The sequence below is a fragment of the Caloramator sp. mosi_1 genome (assembly GCF_028622835.1).
In the GTDB taxonomy this organism is placed as follows: domain Bacteria; phylum Bacillota; class Clostridia; order Clostridiales; family Caloramatoraceae; genus Thermobrachium.
The window spans coordinates 1,779,631-1,798,988 of record NZ_CP117677.1 but is presented as its reverse complement, the minus strand read 5'-3'; the positions used below and the strand labels follow the sequence as shown (position 1 = coordinate 1,798,988).

Below are 19,358 nucleotides of genomic sequence, written 5' to 3'. Positions count from 1 at the left end.
TGGCGACCCAGAAGGGGCTCGAACCCTCGACCTCCGGCGTGACAGGCCGGCACTCTAACCAACTGAGCTACTGGGCCATTATGGTGGGCACGACAGGGCTCGAACCTGTGACCCTCTGCTTGTAAGGCAGATGCTCTCCCAGCTGAGCTACGCGCCCAATTCATTTGACATAAATTATAATACAATGAATTTATAGTTTTGTCAATACATTTTCTTAATTATTTTATGCAAATTTTAACTGCGAATGAAAGATTTTTTTATTTTCATACATCTTTTTATCTGCCTCATTAATAAAATCTTCTACGCTTATATAATTTTTAGTATAGGTTGCTACCCCACAACTTATACTCAATTCTACTCTGCTTGATGTGTTTTGAATTTTTATTTTCTTATTTATTTTTTCAATTACCTTTTCTGCATTTTTATAATCAGAATTTAAAAGAACTATTAAAAACTCATCTCCACCTAATCTAACAACAAAATCATTTGCTTTTATTGTTTCTTTAAATATTTTGCTAATTCTAATTATAGCTTTATCTCCCTCACTATGTCCAAAACTATCATTTATTGTTTTAAGATTATTTAAATCAGCATAAATGATAGATATGGGTATTCGAGTTGAATAATTTTTAAGCAACATATTTAATCTTTCTAAGCCAGCTTTTCTATTTAAGCACCTTGTCATAGCGTCGTGAGTTGCATAATATTCCCATATCTTTACTCTTTTATTAATCTCTCTTTTACTAAAATAAAAATTAAAAACGTTGAAAGTACTACAAATATAATCCCCTTTATTATTGAGTAATTTAAATGGCTATCTTTATATTTAATTGACCTAAATATTAAATTATCAGAAAAAACTACCCATAAAGTACCAAACAATAGATAACTTAGTGCAATTTTAATAACCCCCAGATCTTCCTTTTTCATACCACACACCCTTTACATCGATCTCATCTATATTTATCGTACAAAACAACCCACAGTTTATAGTAAACTAAATATTTTTTTTGCTTAATTTTAAATATTATTTCTCTATATTTCCATCAAAAATATATGTTTTTTATTTTTCAGAATAGTTTGATTTAAATATATGTTTTACATAATTTAGCTAATTAGCAAACTTAAAAATATGTAATTAAAAATACCCCTTGAAAGGATTTGTGTAGGCATATCCCATTGTGTATAACAAATCTTGTTTTTAACCTAAATGGGAAATTAATCCTTCAAGGGGCTAATCATACAGTTCTATATGTTTTATTTTATAGAATCTATTAAAGCTTGTATGTCCTCTCTTGTAAATTGATATCTTCTATCGCAAAAATGGCACTCTACCTGCATTAATTCTTCCTCTTCCTTTAATCTTTCAAGTTCATCCTTACCTAAAGCAATAAGTGCCTTTTCCACTCTTTGTCTTGAACAATCACATTCATAGGCTATATCTATCTCTTCGTGTATCTTTAGATCCATATCATCAAAGAGAAGATTTAGTATGTCTTCACAGGTTTTACCTTCAGCTATTAATGTTGAAAGCGGTGGTATTTCTTGTAATCTAAATGTAATTATATCCGCCAACAGTTCATTTGCTCCTGGCATCATTTGTATGACTAATCCCCCTGCTGACTTTATAGAAATATCTGTATCAACAAGTACACCCAATGCTACAGCTGATGGAACCTGTTCAGAAACTGTAAAATAATAGGCAATATCATCTCCTACTTCTCCTGTATATATAGGCACACTTCCAACATAAGGATCTCTAAGCCCCATATCCTTTACCACGTTTAAAAATCCTTCTTTACCTATTGCTGCACCTACATTCAGCTTTCCTTTTTCATTTAATGGTAAATCTACGTGAGGATTTGTTATATATCCCTTTACATTTCCCTTTGAATTTGCTACAACAACTAAATTACCTGCTGGTCCTTTTCCATTCATAGATAAAGTTAGGGTATCTTTTTCCCCTTTTAGCATAGCACCCATTATACTTCCTGCAGTTAGTAACCTTCCTAAAGCTGCTGAAGCTGTTGGGCTTAAATTATGTATTTGTCTTGCCTTTTCTACAATATCAGTTGTAATTGCTGCAAAAAGCCTTATATCTCCATTTGAAGCAGTTGCTCTAACTAATTTACCCATCTTTTTCCTCCTAAATTTTGAAATATTAATTCTGTTAAAATTTATATTCATTATACAAATCTATAATTTACAAGTCAATTTAAATAAACCTTCATTGCAACATTTAAAAAACTTAAGAATAATATATTATATAGCACTTATTTGAGTGTTTTTTATGGATTCAGAAAAAGATAAACTTAAAGTAAAGGTACGTCAATCTAAGGATGGCAAAAAGAAAAAATAAAAATAGAAAACGACTTTTTTAAAATCAGTATTAGAGTTAAAGATAAAGAGGTTGAAATTTGTGATGCAAACAACTAACTTCTATTGTTTTTTACAACAAATGTAGCTCTAATACTTTCTTCATTATATTGCTTAAAATCATAATCATCAAAGACTTCAACCTCTTGAAATCCAATTTCTTTTAAAATTTTTATAATATCTTCTACCCTATAAATTTTTGTATATGCCTTTCATCAAATCTTCTATAGTATTTCCCTTCCTTTACAAAAAGGTAATGTACATCTCCAATATATCATCGCTTATATAGTTATCCCATATATAGCATATATCTTCTTTATTTAACGTAAATGTTTTTCTCCTATTAATTTCTTTAATTTATATTCTGAGCTTATATCAAATATAAAATATCCTCCATCCTCTAAGTGATTATATACATTTATAAGTGCTTTCTCTAAATCCTTTAAATCGATTATGTAATTAAAACAGTCGCAAAAACTAAATATAAATGGAAACTTTTTATTTAATTTATAATTTCTAATATCCTGTCTTAATAATGTAACCCTTAATTTTTCTTTTCTTATCTTTTCCTCTGCCTTTGTCAGCATATCCTCTGAACTATCTAATGCTACTACATCTAATCCAAGTTTTTTAAGATTAATAGTCATATTTCCTGTTCCACATCCAAGTTCAAGACATTTTTGTACTTTAAATCAATATTCTTATTATTGAAATACTCCTTTATAAAATCTGCCCACTTTTTATAATCTACATCCATTAGTTCATCATAGACAAAAGATAAATTTGAATACTGTTCCATATATTTCAACTCCTAAATTTTCTTACATATTTTAAAAGGCAATAATAATTCAATTAAAATACTTTACAGGAGGTATTTTATGCTATATCCTTTATTTTTTCAACCAGTTTATAAAGAAATTTTATGGGGAGGGCAAAATTTAAATAAAATTTTTAATCGAAAATTACCCTTTGAAAAAACTGCTGAAAGCTGGGAGGTATGCTGTCATAAAAATGGAAGGAGTATAGTTGAAAATGGTCCCTTTAAAGGAAAAACTCTACAGGATTTAATAGATGTTTACGGGGAAAACTAATAGGATTGAAGGCCCTAAAATACGATAGATTCCCTCTTCTAATCAAATATATCGACGCCAGTGATAAACTCTCAGTTCAAGTTCATCCTAATGACGAATATGCAATTAAAAATGAGGGGGATTATGGTAAAACTGAAATGTGGTATGTTATTGATGCAAAGGAGGATGCAAAGCTTATATATGGTGTAAAAGAAGCAACAACAAGAGAAAAGTTTAAAAAAGCACTTATTAATAAAAAACTTGAGGATTACTTAAATTATGTTTCTGTGAAAAAGGGCGACGTTATATTCATACCTTCTGGTACTCTACACTCAATACTTGGTGGAATTGTAGTTGCTGAAATACAGCAAAACAGTGATACTACCTATAGGGTATATGACTGGAACAGAGTTGATAAAGACGGAAAACCTCGTGAACTTCATATAGAAAAGGCACTTGATGTTATTGACTTTAATATAACAGGTAAGATTCTTTCGCCAACTTTACAAAAATTGAATGGATACAGTTTATCTAATTTAGCAAAATGTGATTACTTTAATGTAGATGAAATTAGAATAGAAAGCAAATACAGCGATAAAACAAACGAAGAAACCTTTTATATATTTATGTGTATTGAAGGTAGTGGAAAATTAAATTATAATGGCAAAATATACCCTATCTTCGGAGGAAAAACCTTTATGATCCCTGCAAAAGAAGAAGAATTTGAGATAGATGGACAATTAAAACTATTAAAGGTATATCTATAATAAAAGTTAAGATTGTTGATAAACATTAGAAATTCTGTACTTATGAAATTACCCCTTGAATGAATTTCAAAATAGCACATTTCAAAAGCTTTATCAAGATGTCTCTTTAAACTAAGAAAAGCCAGTATTTAGACAAAAATGTGCCGAATTACTGGCTTTTTAAATAAATAAAAATTATTTAACTTCATTTATTCCACCTTCTACCAGCATCTTTATTCCTTTTAGTCATTATGCCTCCTATCTTTCCAGTTTCCTCAGCTGTTAGTCCACTCCACCCATATTTTTTACTTTATCTATAAGACCAAGTTCCTCTGCTATTTCATATTTAATCTTTTCTCTTTCAAGCTCCTCTTCACTTAAAGGCTTTTTAGCTTTAAGCTTTGCCTTTACCTTCTTTTTAAATGGTGTTGTCATAAAAACACCCCCTCAGGATTATTTTATCCAAGAGGGGCATATTTTATACTAAATGGCACGCAACAAAATGTCCTCCACCTACATCTCTAAACTTTGGTATTTCCTGTGAACATATATCCTTTTATATGGACATCTTGTATGGAATTTACATCCACTTGGTGGATTAGCTGGGCTTGGTATATCACCCTGAAGTATAATTCTTTCCCTTTTCAATGTTGGGTCAGGAATTGGAACAGCAGATAATAGTGCCTTTGTATAAGGATGAAGAGGATTTTTATACAATTCGTGCTTATCTGCAAGTTCCACAAGTGAACCTAAGTACATAACCCCTACCCTATGACTTATATGCTTTACAACACTTAAATCGTGGGATATAAACATATATGAAAATCCAAATTTCTGCTGCAGGTCACAAAGCAGATTTACAATCTGTGATTGAATTGAAACGTCAAGGGCAGATACCGGTTCATCACAAACTATAAATTTAGGATTTAAAACTAATGCTCTTGCAATACCAATTCTCTGTCTTTGTCCACCTGAAAATTCGTGTGGATACCTTCTTATATGGTATGGTGCAAGACCACACATTTCAATCGCCTCAAGCACTCTATCCTTAACTTCGTCTTTAGATACTAAACCGTGGTCTACAAGTGCTTCACCAATAATTTCACCAACAGTCATTCTTGGATTTAGTGAACTATAGGGGTCTTGGAAAATAATTTGCATCTTTGGTCTTATACTTCTAAGCTCACTTCTACTTAATTTAAATATATCCTTACCTTCAAAATATACACTACCATCAGTTTTATCTAATAGCCTAAGTATTGTTCTACCTGTCGTTGATTTTCCACATCCAGATTCTCCAACAAATCCTAAAGTTTCACCTTCTTTAAGTTCAAAGGAGACATCATCTACTGCCTTTACATACCCAACTGTTCTTTGAAAAACTCCAGCCTTTATAGGGAAATATTTTTTAAGTTTTCTACCTTTAATAAAGTTTCAGCCATTTTACTTCACCTCCCCATAGAGGTGGCAAGCCACCTTATGCCCATCTTTTACACTACATAGCTTTGGCTGTTCTTTTCTACATATATCCATTGCCTTTGAACATCTCGGATGGAAATAACATCCCTCTGGCATATTTAGTGGGTTTGGAACTTGTCCTGGTATAGAGTTTAATCTTTCTTTATCTTGATTTAAAATAGGTTTTGATTCAAGCAATCCTAATGTATATGGATGCATAGGATTTTTAAATATCTCATAAACATTAGCTTCTTCCACAACCTTTCCTGCATACATAACAACAACGTGGTCTGCCATCTCTGCAACAACTCCAAGATCGTGAGTTATAAGCATTATTGAAGTATTTGTTTTATTTTTTAAATCTCTCATCAGGTCAAGTATTTGTGCTTGAATTGTAACATCAAGGGCTGTAGTTGGTTCATCTGCAATTAAAAGTTTTGGATTGCAAGCCATTGCCATAGCAATCATTGCCCTTTGTCTCATTCCACCTGAAAGCTCGTGTGGATAAGCATCGACAACCTCCTCAGCTCTTGGAATTCCAACTAATTTTAACATATCTATAGCCTTTTTACGTGCCTCTTCTTTATTCATATTTTGATGTAGTACTATAGCTTCTATTATTTGATCTCCTATGGTAAATACTGGATTTAGTGAAGTCATTGGTTCTTGGAAAATCACCGAAATTTTATTACCACGTATTTTTCTAATTTCTTCATCTGTTGTCTTTGTTAAATCTTTACCTTCAAAAATTATTTCACCCTCTACAATCTTACCAGGTGGGTTTGGAATAAGTTTAAGTATTGACATTGCTGTTATACTTTTACCACATCCTGATTCTCCAACAACACCTAATGTTTCTCCTTCTCTTATAGATAAAGACACATCATCAACAGCCTTAATTACACCGTCCTCTGTATAAAAATATGTCTTTAAATTCTTTATACTAAGCAACTCTCCCATTATAATACCCCTATCTCTTTAACTTTGGATCAAGTGCGTCTCTTAATCCGTCTCCAAATAAGTTTATTGCCATAACAGTTAGGAAAATACAAACACCAGGAGGTATCCACTTCCAATACTCAACTGTCATTACATAATAGTCAGTTGCAACCTGAATCATTTGTCCCCAAGATGGATAAGGAGGTGTAACACCTAATCCTAAATAACTAAGTGCTGATTCTGAAAGAATTGCACTACCTATACCCAAGGTTGCAGATACAATGATTGAAGCAAAGGTATTTGGAAGAAGATGTCTAAATATTTTTCTTCTGTCCCTAAGCCCCAATGCTTCAGCAGCCTGCATAAATTCTTGTTCTCTCAAGGATAGTATTTGTCCTCTAACGATACGTGCAAGGCCTGTCCAGCTCAATATACCAATTATAAGCATAACAAAATATATTCTATACTTAGGGTCTACCTTATAGTCTGAAAGAACCGCTGCAAGCATTAAAAGTAGTGGAAAGAATGGAAAACACATAAATATATCAACAAGTCTCATTATAATACCATCTACTACTCCACCATAATAGCCAGATATTCCTCCAATTATACTTCCAATTAAAACACTAATAGAAACTGCAACTATACCTACAGTAAGAGATATTCTTCCGCCATACATAAGTCTTGTTAAAACATCTCTTCCAACCTCATCTGTTCCAAGTGGATGCTTTAAGCTTGGTGGTGCAGATATATTATATAGATCTATCTTTTCCATAGTAATACCAAAAATGTACTTTTGTACAATAGGTCCAAAAACAGAAACCACAATCATAAATAAAAGAATATATAAACCAACCATTGCAAGTTTATTTCTTCTTAACCTATGTCTAACTACCTTCCAAGGGCTCATAATATCTTCCTTTTTGCACCCTTGATCTCAAGGTTTTTATTTGTATTCTTTTAATTTCCGCCATATGTCCCACCTCCTACTTTAATCTAATTCTTGGGTCAACCAATGCATAGGTTACATCTGCTATTAGATTTCCAAGGAGGGTTAAAAACGCAAGAAGCATATTTACACCCATTAAAAGAGGATAGTCTCTATTGTTTACTGCTAAAAGTTCGATAGGTCCAATTCCTGGCCAGTTAAATATTGCCTCAGTTATCATAGCTCCTGAGAAAAGACCTGGTAACCACATACCGAATATTGTAACAACAGGAATTAATGCATTTCTAAGTGCGTGTTTATATATAACAACCTTTTCTCTTAAGCCCTTTGCTCTTGCTGTTCTTACGTAATCTTGTCTAATAACTTCAAGCATACTTGAACGCGTATATCTCATAAGTCCAGCAACACTACCTAATGTTAATACTATAAGAGGTAATGTCATATGGTACATTACATCTTTAAATTTGGCAAATCCAACCGCAGTGCTTCCTGGTGTCAACATACCTGAAACTGGGAATATTTTAATATCAACAGCAAACCATTTGATTAAAAGTAATCCAAAGAAGAAGGACGGCATGGATATACCAATCAAGGCAAATACAGTAAAAAGTAATCCATAAAGCTATATTGCCTTGTAGCAGAAATTACCCCTATAGGAATTGCAATAAGTACACTTAATATAAATGAGGCAAGTGATAAATAGAAAGAATTCCATATATATGTATTCATAACCTTGCCAACTGGTTGCTTAAAATAAAAGGATTCTCCAAAGTCACCCTTTAAAACATTTTGCACCCAATATTTGTATTGAACAATACCTGGTTCATCAAGATGAAGTTGTTTTCTAAGTTTTTGCTTTGTTTCATAGGACATTTTGGGGTCCATCATACCAGTTAATGCATCTCCAGGTGCTGCTTGAAATATTAAGAATATTATTACAGATACACCAATAAGCACAGGTATCATTTGTAAAAGCCTTCTTGTTATATACTGTCTCATTATATCCCCCTAAATTAAGCCCGGCTTAAGGCCGGGCATTTATTACTTAACTTCTTGAAGTTCAACTTTGTGAATATCGTATGTCCAATCTGTAAATGGTGATAATCTTAATCCCTTAACCTTTGCACTTACAGCATAAGTGTCATTTGCATAGCTTAAGAATATATATGGTAATTCTTCATTAGCAAGTTTAACCCACTTATGATATATTTCTTTTCTCTTTTCCATATTAGTTTCTCTTAAGCCTTCCTTTATAAGTTTTTCTGATTCTTCATTTCTCCAGCCAACTGAGTTGAATCCACCAAGCTTATCTTGTTCAATTGAGAATATTCCTGATGGGTCTGGGTCAATTGATAATGACCAAGCCATATTGTACATTTCAAATTTTTGTTCATCATATACCTTTTGAGCAAGTGTGCTAAATTCCATTAATTCAGGAATTACTTCAACACCTATTTGCTTCCAGTTTTCTATAAGTATTGGTGTTAACGCTTCAACATACTTACTTCCTGTATATGTCATCCAGTGAACTGTGAACTTCTTACCATCCTTATATCTGTATCCATCTTCCTTCTTTACCCATCCAGCTTCATCAAGAAGTTGATTTGCCTTTTCTGGATTATATTCATATTTATTTACATCGTCTGTATATGCCCAAGATACCTTTGATACTGGTGCATTACATACATCTCCAAGTCCCTTATAGTAAGCTTGTATAAAGCCTGCTCTGTTAAGTCCATATACAAGAGCTTGACGAACCTTCTTGTCCTTAAACTTTTCATCTCTTAAATTCCATCCTATGTATCCATAGCTATTTGATGGATATCTGTAAATATCAAGGAATTCTGCCTTCTTTACAAGGTCAATTTGTTCTGGCTTACTTGGAACTCTGTCTATATCAACACTACCAGTTGTTAATTCTTGAATTACAGTTGTTGCGTTTGTTACCTTCATTATGATCTTTGCAATCTTTGGTTCGCCTCTCCAATAGTTTGGATTCTTTTCAAATACAATTTCTTGTCCTGCCTTATAATCTTTAAATAGGTATGGACCTGCACCAACTGGATTTAAGAACTTATCCTTAAGAGGCTTTATATTACCCTTTTCAAAGTTATATATGTGCTTTGGCATAATACCATAACCAAAATCATATATAGCTGGAGCCTTTGGTTCTGTTAATGTAAATGAAATTGTATATTTATCAATAACTTTGATACCGGCAACTTCCTTAACCTTACCTTCTTTATCCTCATTATATTCCTTATATCCAACTAAGCTTGAAACTGCATCTGTTCTTGGTCCGTCATAGCTTGGATCACAAATTGCAGTAAATGTGAAGGCTACGTCTTCTGCGGTAACTTCTTTACCATCACTAAACTTAACGCCCTTATTTAATGTAAAGGTATAAGTCTTTCCATCCTCTGATATTTTCCATTCCTTTGCAATAAGTGGAGTTGGGTTACCTTGTTCATCATTTGAAATTAATCCGTCAAATACAAGGCTAACTACCCAAGAATCGTAAACTGAATCTGAATAGATTGGATTAAACTTACCTGATGGTGCTGTTGTACCAACAATTAAAGTGTCCTTTCTATTTTTGATACATCAGGTAATTTGGATGGATTTGTAGCCTTCTCTACTGTAGCTACATCCTTTCTTGTTGTGTCTGATTGTTTACCTGGGCCACAGGATGTTAACAGCATCATAGCAGCTAATAATCCTGCAGCAAAACTTGCTAGCTTTTTGTTCATTTCTGCTCCCCTTTAATATAAATTTATATTTATAACCCAACCGGGTTATATTCCTAATACAACTGTATGATATTTATAGAATTTTATTCCTATGATTAGCTGTGTATTTTTCTGAAATTTAAAGCAATATTGCATTCTTTTTTCATTTAATAAATAAATTTCGCTTATTCATAATTGAAGATTGAAGGATTTAAGATATGTTTTTTCTTTTTCTGTATTTTACCAGTGATTATCATCATTGTCAATATTTTTGTAATATGAATTTATTACTTATTTCGACAATTATTTTGAAATGTATACAGTTGCATATTTATAACTGGATCGTATATAATTAACTTTAAATATATGTTATAATGTACAAAATTAATCTATATAACTATATTAGATAAAATAAAGGGGTAAATATAATGGGTATCAGGTTAGCAGTTGTAGGTGCAACTGGTATGGTTGGCAGAAAATTTATTGAAGTTTTAAGTGAAAGAAAATTTCCTATCGATGAACTTTATCTCTTTGCATCTTCAAAGTCAGCAGGAAAGGTTGTTAATTTTAACAATAAAGAATATGTCGTAGAGGAACTTAAAGAAGATTCCTTTGATAGGGGCATAGACATAGCTTTATTTTCTGCTGGTGCATCAACAAGCCTAAAATTTGCACCAATTGCAGCAAGTAAAGGCTGTATTGTTGTAGATAACAGCAGTGCCTGGAGAATGGATGAAAATGTTCCACTTGTAGTACCAGAAGTAAATCCAGAGGATGTGAAATGGCATAAGGGCATAATTGCAAATCCTAATTGTTCAACTATTCAAGCTGTAGTAGCATTAAAACCCCTTGATGATAACTTTAATATTAAAAGAATAGTCTACTCAACATATCAAGCTGTCTCTGGTGCCGGAATGGGCGGATATGAAGATTTAGTTAATGGAATAAAAGGAGAAAAACCAAAGAAATTTCCTCATCCTATTGCATATAACTTAATTCCTCATATCGATGTGTTTTTGGACAATGGCTACACTAAAGAAGAAATGAAGATGATAAATGAAACAAAAAAATTATGCATAGGCCTGATTTGAAAATTACTGCAACAACCGTAAGAGTACCAGTATTTTATGGACATAGCGAATCAATAAATGTTGAATTTGAAAAAAATTTGAAATAGAAGAAGTAAAACAGATATTAAAAAATTCTACAGGCATAGTTGTAATGGATGATGTTAATAACAACATCTACCCAATGCCTATTTTAGCAGAAGGTAAAGATGAAGTATTTGTAGGTAGAATTAGAAGAGATGAAAGCGTTGAAAATGGAATTAATTTATGGGTTGTAGCTGATAACATAAGAAAGGGAGCTGCAACAAATGCTGTTCAAATTGCAGAACTTTTAATTAAATAATGTAATATAATAATATTAAGGATATTTTTAGAAAGGATGGGTTAAAGATGAGCCTATTTACTGGAAGCGGTGTTGCAATAGTAACGCCATTTAACGAAGATGGAGTTGACTTTAAAAAATTAGAGGAACTTATTGAGTGGCATATAGAGCAAAAACAGATGCAATTATAATATGTGGAACAACAGGCGAAGCTTCAACTATGTCAGAACAAGAAAGAAAAGAAACCATAAAATTTACTGTTGATGTTGTAAAGGGAAGGATACCTGTTATAGCAGGAACAGGAAGCAACAACACTAAAGCTGCAGTTGATATGAGTAGATGGGCAGACAGCATAGGTGTAGATGGCCTTTTGGTTATAACACCCTACTATAATAAAACTACCCAAAGGGGTGCAATTGAACATTTTAAAGCAATAGCATCTGCTGTTACAAAGCCTATCATAATCTATAACGTTCCTTCAAGAACAGGATTTAATATACTTCCAGAAACTCTATTTGAACTTTCAAAGATAGATAATATAGCTGCTGTTAAAGAAGCCAGCGGTAACATTTCTCAAGTTGCAGAAATTGCACAACTATGCGGTGATAAACTTGATATATACTCAGGAAATGATGATCAGGTAATACCTATAATGTCCTTAGGTGGAAAAGGTGTTATTTCTGTTGTTGCAAACATTCTTCCAAAGGATACCCACGATATGTGTGAACAGTTCTTAAAGGGAAACTTTAAAGAGGCATTAAGAATACAACTTAATATGATTCAACTGATTAAGGCATTATTCATTGAAACAAACCCTATTCCAGTTAAAACCGCAATGAATTTAATGGGAATGAACGTTGGACATCTAAGACTTCCTCTTGTAGATATGTCTCCAAAAATCTTGAAATCTTAAAGAAAGAAATGATGAATTACGGAATAAAGCTTGCATAGAGGTGGATGTATGAAGGTATTATTACACGGTTGTAATGGACGTATGGGCCAAACTTTAACTAAAATTATTTCAACATTAGATGATATTGAAGTTGTATGTGGAGTTGATAAAGATACTACAAGATTTGCAAATTCATATCCTGTATATTCAAATTTAGATGAAGTTAAAGAAGATGTTGATGTACTAATCGACTTTTCAAACCATACCTGCTTAGATTCAATTTTGGAATATGGAAAGAAAAATAAAGTTGCATTGGTAATTTGTACAACCGGTTTTTCTCAGGAAGAAAAAAACAAGATGTATGAAGCCTCAAAAAATATACCTATATTAAACTCAGCCAATATGTCTGTTGGTGTTAATTTAATTTTATCCTTAGTTTCACAGGCTGCTAAGGTTCTTTATGAAAATTTCGATATAGAAATCATTGAGAAACACCACAATCAAAAGCTTGATTCACCAAGCGGTACAGCATTAATGATTGCCGATGCAATAAACAAATCATTAGAAAATATCTTAAATTATAATTATGGCAGACACTCCAAAACACAAAGACGCGAAAAAATGAGCTTGGAATTCACGCTGTTCGTGGTGGAAGCATAGTTGGAGAACACGAAGTTTTATTTGCAGGTCCCTTTGAAAACATTGAAATAAAGCACTCTGCTCTTTCAAGAGATGTATTCGCCTATGGTGCAATTAGAGCAGCAAAATATATTTTGGGAAAAGAAAATGGTTTTTATACAATGCAGGATGTAATAAATAATTAGAATTTTATAATTATAAATAATTTAAGTAAATTTTGTTACTATAACCCCATAGAGGATTTTTAGGCAATGTTTATATAAAACTATTATATATGCCTTCATAAAATCCTTTTATGGGGGTTTTATAATAATTTTTGTTTTAATTATCATTATACACTTGGAGGTACGTATGGAAAGTTTGTTAAATGCAGAGGTTAGAAATATCGAAATATCAGGTATTAGAAAATTTTATAATATGGTATCTAAATATGATAATGTAATATCACTTACAATAGGCCAACCGGATTTTAACACACCTTACCATATAAAGGAATCCGCAATACAAGCTATAAAAAATAACAAAACAATATATACTCACAATGCTGGAATTATAGAATTAAGAAGAAAAATTTCTGATTTTGTTCAAAAAAATACAATTTAAATTATAACCCTGATGATGAAGTAATTGTTACCTGTGGTGCAAGTGAAGGAATTTTTATAGCAATAAAAACTTTATTGAATATAGGTGATGAAGTTTTAATTCCTGCACCTTGTTACCCAGGATATGAACCTGTTGTAAAACTATGTGGTGGAAATGTAAAATACATAGATACATCAAATACCAATTTTAAATTAACTAAAAAATTACTTGAAGAAAATATTACTTATTCAACTAAGTGTATAATTATACCATATCCCTCTAACCCAACAGGACAATGCTTAAGCCTTAATGAATTAAAGGAAATTGCAGATTTCATCAAAGATAAAAATATATTTATTCTATCTGATGAAATCTATAGCGAACTTGTTTATAATGATAAACACCATTCAATAGCAGCTCTTAAAAATTTAAAGGATAAAACTATAGTTATAAACGGTCTGTCAAAATCACATTCAATGACAGGTTTTAGAATAGGCTATACATTGGCACCTAAATTTATAACAAAACATATGATAAAGGTACATCAATATCTTAATACTTGTGCTACATCCATAAGTCAGTATGCTGCACTTGAAGCACTGACAAATGGAATAGACGATTCAATAATAATGAAGCAGGAATATATAAAACGAAGGGATTACGTGTATGACAGGCTCATAAAAATGGGATTAGAGGTTGTAAAGCCAGAAGGTGCCTTTTACATATTTCCAAGTATAAAAAGTACACAAAAACTCCTTTGACTTTGCACTTGACCTACTTGAAAAGGAAAGAGTTGCAGTTGTTCCTGGAAGTGCTTTTTCTAAATATGGAGAAGGTTATATAAGAATCTCCTTTGCATATTCTATGAAGGAATTACAAATTGCATTAGATAGAATTGAAAACTACATATCTAAATTATAAATATAAAATAAGATATCTATCATATACTTACTAATATCTTAGCTTTTCTTCTCATAAAAGCCATAATTCCCACCTAAAAAGCAGGAATTATGGATGACTTGAAAAAGCTATAATATGCTTGGCCCCTTGAAGGATTTCTTTGGCATTCCTTCATTTCGCTAAGCAAGTCTAAGCTTTTCTTTGTTTGAAAAGTCCTACCCTCGCGATGCCCTCGTCCTTGAGGGCCGCTCGGCTCGGCACATCGTGTGCCGAATTACGGACTTTTCAAAGTCGCAAAGCAAGACTTGCTAAAGCTTATGAAAAGCCAATCAAAATCCTTTCAAGGGGCCATTTCATATTCAGATCATTTTTATGTTTGTAAACAATTTGCATAATCCCCACCCAAAAAGTGGGAATTATGACTCTTAAAATTCTATTCCTTTTCTTGCAGGAACACCATTATTAAAATAATGTTTAATATCCTTCATTTCAGTTATTAAATCTGCAACGTCTGCAATTTCTTGAGGAACATTCCTTCCAGTTAATATTATTTCAATATTCTCTGGTTTTGATTTTAAAAACTCAACTACTTCTTGTATATCAAGAAGCTTGTTCGAAAGAACTCCCATTATTTCATCAATAATAAGCACATCACATTCCTTATTCTTTAAAACTTCCTTACAAAACTCAAATCCTTTATCAATATCCTTTTAAGCTCAATTTTTTCCTCATCACTCAAGGTCCAAAAAACCTCTTGGTCTTTCAAATCTGAAAACCCTAAAATCAGGTTCTAATTTTTTTAAACTATGTAGCTCACCTGTATCATTACCCTTTAAAAATTGCACCATATAAACTTTAAGCCCTCTTCCTACTGCTCTTACTCCTTGACCTACTGCAGCAGTTGTTTTTCCTTTTCCATTACCTGTATAAATTTGAATGCATCCTTTTTGTAACATTTTAACACCCCTAAATATACTCAACTATAGAATACTACTTTTATTTATATTTGACAAACTATTTATACTATTGTATATTTATTGATAATAATTTATAGGGAGGGAAATAAATGGATATGAAAGTAGAATATGATTTAACAAACCCATATGAAATAGCAAGATATATTAAAGATGCAAAAAAACTACTCCTGTTAAAGCATATATAAACGGAAACCTGCAAGGAATAGAACCAAAAGACATAGAGATATATGGAGATGGTAACTTCTTCATATTATTTGGAGAAAACATTGCAGTTGAAGAATTTATAAAGGAAAATAAAGATAAAATTAAAAACTATAGAATTGAATGGGACAGAAGAAATTCTGCAATCCCTATGCTTGACATAAGACATATTGAAGCAAGAATTGAACCTGGTGCTATAATTAGAGAAGGCGTAACTATTGGCAAAAATGCTGTTATAATGATGGGAGCTGTAATAAATATTGGAGCCGAAATAGGCGAAGGTGCAATGATAGATATGAATGCTGTAGTTGGAGCACGCGGAAAAATAGGAAAAAATGTACACGTTGGAGCAGGTGCTGTTATTGCAGGAGTTTTAGAACCACCAAGTAAAGACCCTGTAGTAATTGAAGATGATGTTTTGATAGGTGCAAATGCCGTTATATTAGAAGGTGTAAAGGTAGGAAAAGGCTCTGTAGTTGCAGCAGGTGCAGTTGTAACTGAAAATGTAGAGACCCTATGTAGTTGTTGCTGGTTCTCCAGCAAAGGTTATAAAAAGAGTTGATGAGAAAACAAAAAGTAAAACACAGATATTGGAAGATTTAAGAAAATAAGTTAACAAAAGGTGTATTACCTTTTGTTAACTTATACTTTATTCTTCAACCTTATCCATCTTTGAAATAGATACTTCATAGGCAGTTCTCTTTACTGATTCAGTCTCAGAAAGCTTCTTTCGTAATCTCTACTTTGAATTCTTCCCCAAATTTTAATATGTGAACCTACTTCAAGCGTACTTGAAAATCTTGCATTTCTTCCCCAAGCAATAGCAGGTATGTAATCGGATTTATTATATGGTCTATTCACTGCTATTAAAATGTCTGTTATTTCTCTTCCAAAAGGCGTAGTTCTATATATTGGTGCCTTGCAAATATAACCATCTAAATATATTTCATTGGGGCTTGTACTAATAGTATCAATATTTTTTATATCCCTTGCAAATATTGTTAATATTAATCTATTTGTACCATCTACAACTTTATTGTAGGACCTTAATTGCCCCTCAATGCATACTATCTTTCCATTTGATACATCAACAGTTGGAAGTAGTCTTTCTGAAACAGTAATAGGAAGCCTGTCGACCGCTTCACTTAATCTTGGAACCTCAACAGTAAAGTTATAAAAGCTTCTCCAAACATCTCGTGACTGTAGGATAATTCCGAAACCACCCTACCTTCAATATACACTTTGTTTGATGTTAATTGATAATCGTTCATAATCCCATCCCCTTTGTACATTTTAGATTTTATTATCTAAAATATAAATATTATGATTTTTATTTTTTATACCTATTTTTTTAAAATTCATAACCTAAACATAAAAGCGTACTTAAAGCAGCAAGATAATAATATACATCTTGATACTTTCCTTTAAATTTTAGTGGCTTTTCAAAGGATTGAACTAAATTACCATTTATAGTTACTATACTTCTTTGAAGACAGAAACTAAAACATAATTGATTCATATCATCTATGCTGGAGGCTGAGACTGTTGTGCGTTCATTTAAACCATATGTAATTGGATAAGCCTTTTCACATACATAATCTATCTTTTGAATTGAATCAGCATTTAGTATAATATATCCATTTTCCTTTAGATTTGAAATTAAATTTTGATAGGACTTAATAAGAGTTTCATTTTCATATTCAAGAGCAGTATGTATCAATACATCAAATTTAATTTTATTTACTTTATTGTTAAGTATATCTTCTCTTGATATTTCTATAATTATATAATCAATATTATTTCTTAATAAGTTAAAAAATAATTCCTCGCTATCGTCCTTTGTTCCTATTATAAAAACATTTTTTTATGTTTCTTAAAAAACTCAATTAGAAAATCTCCAACAAAGGACTTTCCTCTACTCCCAAATATACCAATTATTATCATAAAGAAGCCTCCTCTCTTTTTATATCTTGTACATTTTTTGTTATTTATTCAAAGGAGGAGGCCTTTAAATATTCTGAAATTTATTCGTTTAAAGGTTTTTGTCTACCTGTATAGTCGATATAATAGTTTTCCTTATATATTAAATCTGATACCTTAACAAAATCATAACCTTTATTTTTTAATTCCTTTATAATTGTATCCAATGCTTTAACTGTTTCAACACTGCTGTTATGCAAAAGAATTATTGAACCATTTCTTGTTTTTGAGATTACTGTTTGTTGAATTTGTTCATAAGATATACTTTTCCAATCGACAGGGTCAACGTCCCATTGTATACAATAATGCCCCGTTTCCTCTATTGCTTTAATTACCTCACTGTTATAATCACCATAAGGTACCCTCATTAACTTAGTATCCTTTCCTGTTATTTTTTTAATTTTATTACTTGCTGTAAATACTTCTTCTTTTATCTTTGATTTTGTAAGTCTTGTAAAATAAATATGATTATTTGAATGATTTCCTATCTCGTGTCCCTTCATATCTATTTCTTTTACTCTGTTTGGATATTTATCTACCCAAGTCCCTATAATAAAAAATGTTGCTTTTATATTATTTTCATCTAATACTTTTAAAATAGAAGGTATATACTCATCCCCCATCCAATATCAAAGGTTAATGCCACCTTTTTTCCTTTGTTTCTACAGAATAAATGGGCAAATCAGATTTAGAATTTAAAAATACATCTATTAACTTATATCCCCTAACATTTTAAATAATAGTGCAATAAAAATAATCAAAAAACGACCAGTATGTTTTTAATTTTTTCTTTACTTAAAATTATAACCTTCAAAATTATTCCCCTCCAATAGATTCTATTTATACATATTTATTTAAATAAATTTAAATTTAAAACACCTGTATTAAATTTTTAAATAGATACAAATAATAAAGATAAGGTCAATAAAGGAGGGATTTTTATGACCATGCGAAAAGCACGTTTTACTAATCTATTTGGGCATCAAGAGGAATTTGCTTCTGAAAACCTTTTAGGTCAAGATAGACACTATCATAGAGAGGCAAAATCTCAAAAGGCTCAATTAGAAAGTGTGAAAAGACATGGTACAAGAAAAGACAGAAAAATCCCTATCAAAGAAAAGTTGACCTAAAAGGGTTGCAAGTTGCAACCCTTTTCCTTTAGTTTCCTAACATAAATTTTTGTTAAACTACACAAATTATAACTAAACAAATAATAAAGTACATAAGGAGGAGTAAAAATGGCAGCAGGACAGAATGGCTCAGGAAGAACTCAACTTGTTCCAGAAGCTCATCAAATATTAGATAACATAAAATATGAAATAGCATCAGAATTTGGAATTCCAGTGTATCAAGGTTCAGAAGACTATTGGGGAAATATATCATCTAAGGACTGTGGAAGAGTTGGCGGTGCAATGGTTAAAAGAATGATTGCACTTGCTGAAAAGGAACTTATGAGCGGAAAACAACTTGAAAAACTATAACAGGAAGGGATTTAACCCTTCTTGTTTTTATGTTTATGATTCTTTATATC

General features: G+C 31.7%; 17 protein-coding genes, 2 tRNA genes and 9 pseudogenes. 10 read left to right on the top strand and 18 right to left on the bottom strand.

The features are described from left to right. From PL321_RS12790 to PL321_RS12760, 7 genes are all read right to left on the bottom strand, one after another. A tRNA-Asp gene (locus PL321_RS12790) sits at nt 1-77 on the bottom strand. 4 nt (nt 78-81) lie between these two features. Further along, nucleotides 82-157: transfer RNA gene (locus tag PL321_RS12785), tRNA-Val, on the bottom strand. A 66-nt stretch (nt 158-223) separates the two neighbouring features. Then, nucleotides 224-715, bottom strand: a complete 492-nt coding sequence (locus PL321_RS12780) for a GGDEF domain-containing protein (RefSeq protein ID WP_273964557.1) — start codon at nt 713-715, stop codon at nt 224-226. 2 nt (nt 716-717) lie between these two features. Next, a complete protein-coding gene (locus PL321_RS12775) occupies nt 718-930 on the bottom strand; it encodes a hypothetical protein (protein WP_273962311.1) in 213 nt (70 codons plus the stop codon). A 327-nt stretch (nt 931-1,257) separates the two neighbouring features. After that, on the bottom strand, nt 1,258-2,136 hold the full coding sequence (gene hslO / locus PL321_RS12770; RefSeq protein WP_273962310.1) for an Hsp33 family molecular chaperone HslO: 879 nt from the start codon (nt 2,134-2,136) through the stop codon (nt 1,258-1,260). Nucleotides 2,137-2,696: 560 nt separating this feature from the next. Beyond that, nucleotides 2,697-3,023: a class I SAM-dependent DNA methyltransferase gene (locus tag PL321_RS12765; protein ID WP_273962309.1), complete on the bottom strand. Its 327-nt coding sequence runs from the start codon at nt 3,021-3,023 to the stop codon at nt 2,697-2,699. Next, entirely contained in the window at nt 3,020-3,175 is a 156-nt protein-coding gene (locus PL321_RS12760) for a hypothetical protein (RefSeq protein WP_273962308.1), read from the bottom strand. Before PL321_RS12760 ends, PL321_RS12765 begins: the two co-directional genes overlap by 4 nt. Before the next feature lie 79 nt (nt 3,176-3,254). Between PL321_RS12760 and PL321_RS12755 the strand changes: the two genes are divergently transcribed. Then, on the top strand, nt 3,255-3,467 hold the full coding sequence (locus tag PL321_RS12755) for a type I phosphomannose isomerase catalytic subunit (RefSeq protein WP_273962307.1): 213 nt from the start codon (nt 3,255-3,257) through the stop codon (nt 3,465-3,467). 5 nt (nt 3,468-3,472) lie between these two features. Beyond that, nucleotides 3,473-4,213: a class I mannose-6-phosphate isomerase gene (locus PL321_RS12750; protein ID WP_273962306.1), complete on the top strand. Its 741-nt coding sequence runs from the start codon at nt 3,473-3,475 to the stop codon at nt 4,211-4,213. A gap of 184 nt (nt 4,214-4,397) precedes the next feature. Here the strand turns inward: PL321_RS12750 and PL321_RS12745 are convergent. The 7 genes and pseudogenes from PL321_RS12745 to PL321_RS12715 all read right to left on the bottom strand — a co-directional run bounded on the left by PL321_RS12745 (nt 4,398) and on the right by PL321_RS12715 (nt 10,288). After that, a pseudogene (locus tag PL321_RS12745) lies at nt 4,398-4,627 on the bottom strand (small, acid-soluble spore protein, alpha/beta type). Nucleotides 4,628-4,670: 43 nt separating this feature from the next. Continuing rightward, a pseudogene (locus tag PL321_RS12740) lies at nt 4,671-5,620 on the bottom strand (ABC transporter ATP-binding protein). A gap of 15 nt (nt 5,621-5,635) precedes the next feature. Next, nucleotides 5,636-6,610, bottom strand: a complete 975-nt coding sequence (locus PL321_RS12735) for an ABC transporter ATP-binding protein (protein WP_273962305.1) — start codon at nt 6,608-6,610, stop codon at nt 5,636-5,638. A gap of 10 nt (nt 6,611-6,620) precedes the next feature. After that, entirely contained in the window at nt 6,621-7,499 is an 879-nt protein-coding gene (gene opp4C / locus PL321_RS12730) for an oligopeptide ABC transporter permease (RefSeq protein ID WP_273962304.1), read from the bottom strand. 76 nt (nt 7,500-7,575) lie between these two features. Continuing rightward, nucleotides 7,576-8,537, bottom strand: a pseudogene (locus PL321_RS12725) (ABC transporter permease). A gap of 42 nt (nt 8,538-8,579) precedes the next feature. After that, the gene (locus PL321_RS12720; protein WP_273964556.1) at nt 8,580-9,965 is read right to left on the bottom strand and encodes an ABC transporter substrate-binding protein; all 1,386 of its coding nucleotides are present in this window, start codon (nt 9,963-9,965) and stop codon (nt 8,580-8,582) included. A 149-nt stretch (nt 9,966-10,114) separates the two neighbouring features. After that, on the bottom strand, nt 10,115-10,288 hold the full coding sequence (locus tag PL321_RS12715; protein WP_273962303.1) for a hypothetical protein: 174 nt from the start codon (nt 10,286-10,288) through the stop codon (nt 10,115-10,117). Nucleotides 10,289-10,695: 407 nt separating this feature from the next. Here PL321_RS12715 and PL321_RS12710 point away from each other — a divergent pair. The 5 genes and pseudogenes from PL321_RS12710 (at nt 10,696) to PL321_RS12690 (ending at nt 14,530) form a co-directional block, all read left to right on the top strand. Further along, nucleotides 10,696-11,677 (top strand): annotated as a pseudogene (locus PL321_RS12710) (aspartate-semialdehyde dehydrogenase). Between the two features lie 47 nt (nt 11,678-11,724). Continuing rightward, nucleotides 11,725-12,607 (top strand): annotated as a pseudogene (gene dapA, locus PL321_RS12705) (4-hydroxy-tetrahydrodipicolinate synthase). Nucleotides 12,608-12,617: 10 nt separating this feature from the next. Further along, a pseudogene (gene dapB / locus PL321_RS12700) lies at nt 12,618-13,372 on the top strand (4-hydroxy-tetrahydrodipicolinate reductase). Between the two features lie 166 nt (nt 13,373-13,538). Beyond that, nucleotides 13,539-13,790 carry a hypothetical protein gene (locus tag PL321_RS12695; RefSeq protein WP_273962302.1) on the top strand — a complete coding sequence of 84 codons (252 nt, stop codon included), beginning with the start codon at nt 13,539-13,541 and terminating at the stop codon, nt 13,788-13,790. 23 nt (nt 13,791-13,813) lie between these two features. Continuing rightward, entirely contained in the window at nt 13,814-14,530 is a 717-nt protein-coding gene (locus tag PL321_RS12690; protein WP_273964555.1) for an aminotransferase class I/II-fold pyridoxal phosphate-dependent enzyme, read from the top strand. A gap of 564 nt (nt 14,531-15,094) precedes the next feature. Here PL321_RS12690 and PL321_RS12685 read toward each other — a convergent pair. Further along, nucleotides 15,095-15,625 (bottom strand): annotated as a pseudogene (locus PL321_RS12685) (cob(I)yrinic acid a,c-diamide adenosyltransferase). A 116-nt stretch (nt 15,626-15,741) separates the two neighbouring features. On the opposite strand from PL321_RS12685, the pseudogene dapD reads away from it, so the two are divergent. Then, a pseudogene (gene dapD / locus PL321_RS12680) lies at nt 15,742-16,458 on the top strand (2,3,4,5-tetrahydropyridine-2,6-dicarboxylate N-acetyltransferase). A 38-nt stretch (nt 16,459-16,496) separates the two neighbouring features. Here the strand turns inward: dapD and PL321_RS12675 are convergent. From PL321_RS12675 to PL321_RS12665, 3 genes and pseudogenes are all read right to left on the bottom strand, one after another. Continuing rightward, nucleotides 16,497-17,118: pseudogene (locus PL321_RS12675) on the bottom strand (single-stranded DNA-binding protein). 80 nt (nt 17,119-17,198) lie between these two features. Then, nucleotides 17,199-17,696, bottom strand: coding sequence for a Mur ligase family protein (locus PL321_RS12670; protein ID WP_273964554.1), 498 nt, complete (start codon nt 17,694-17,696; stop codon nt 17,199-17,201). A 175-nt stretch (nt 17,697-17,871) separates the two neighbouring features. After that, complete coding sequence (locus PL321_RS12665; RefSeq protein WP_273962301.1) at nt 17,872-18,450, bottom strand: polysaccharide deacetylase family protein; 579 nt, start codon at nt 18,448-18,450, stop codon at nt 17,872-17,874. 318 nt (nt 18,451-18,768) lie between these two features. On the opposite strand from PL321_RS12665, the gene PL321_RS12660 reads away from it, so the two are divergent. Beyond that, a complete protein-coding gene (locus PL321_RS12660; RefSeq protein ID WP_273962300.1) occupies nt 18,769-18,957 on the top strand; it encodes a hypothetical protein in 189 nt (62 codons plus the stop codon). A 108-nt stretch (nt 18,958-19,065) separates the two neighbouring features. After that, on the top strand, nt 19,066-19,308 hold the full coding sequence (locus PL321_RS12655) for an alpha/beta-type small acid-soluble spore protein (RefSeq protein ID WP_273962299.1): 243 nt from the start codon (nt 19,066-19,068) through the stop codon (nt 19,306-19,308). Nucleotides 19,309-19,358: the final 50 nt, after the last annotated feature.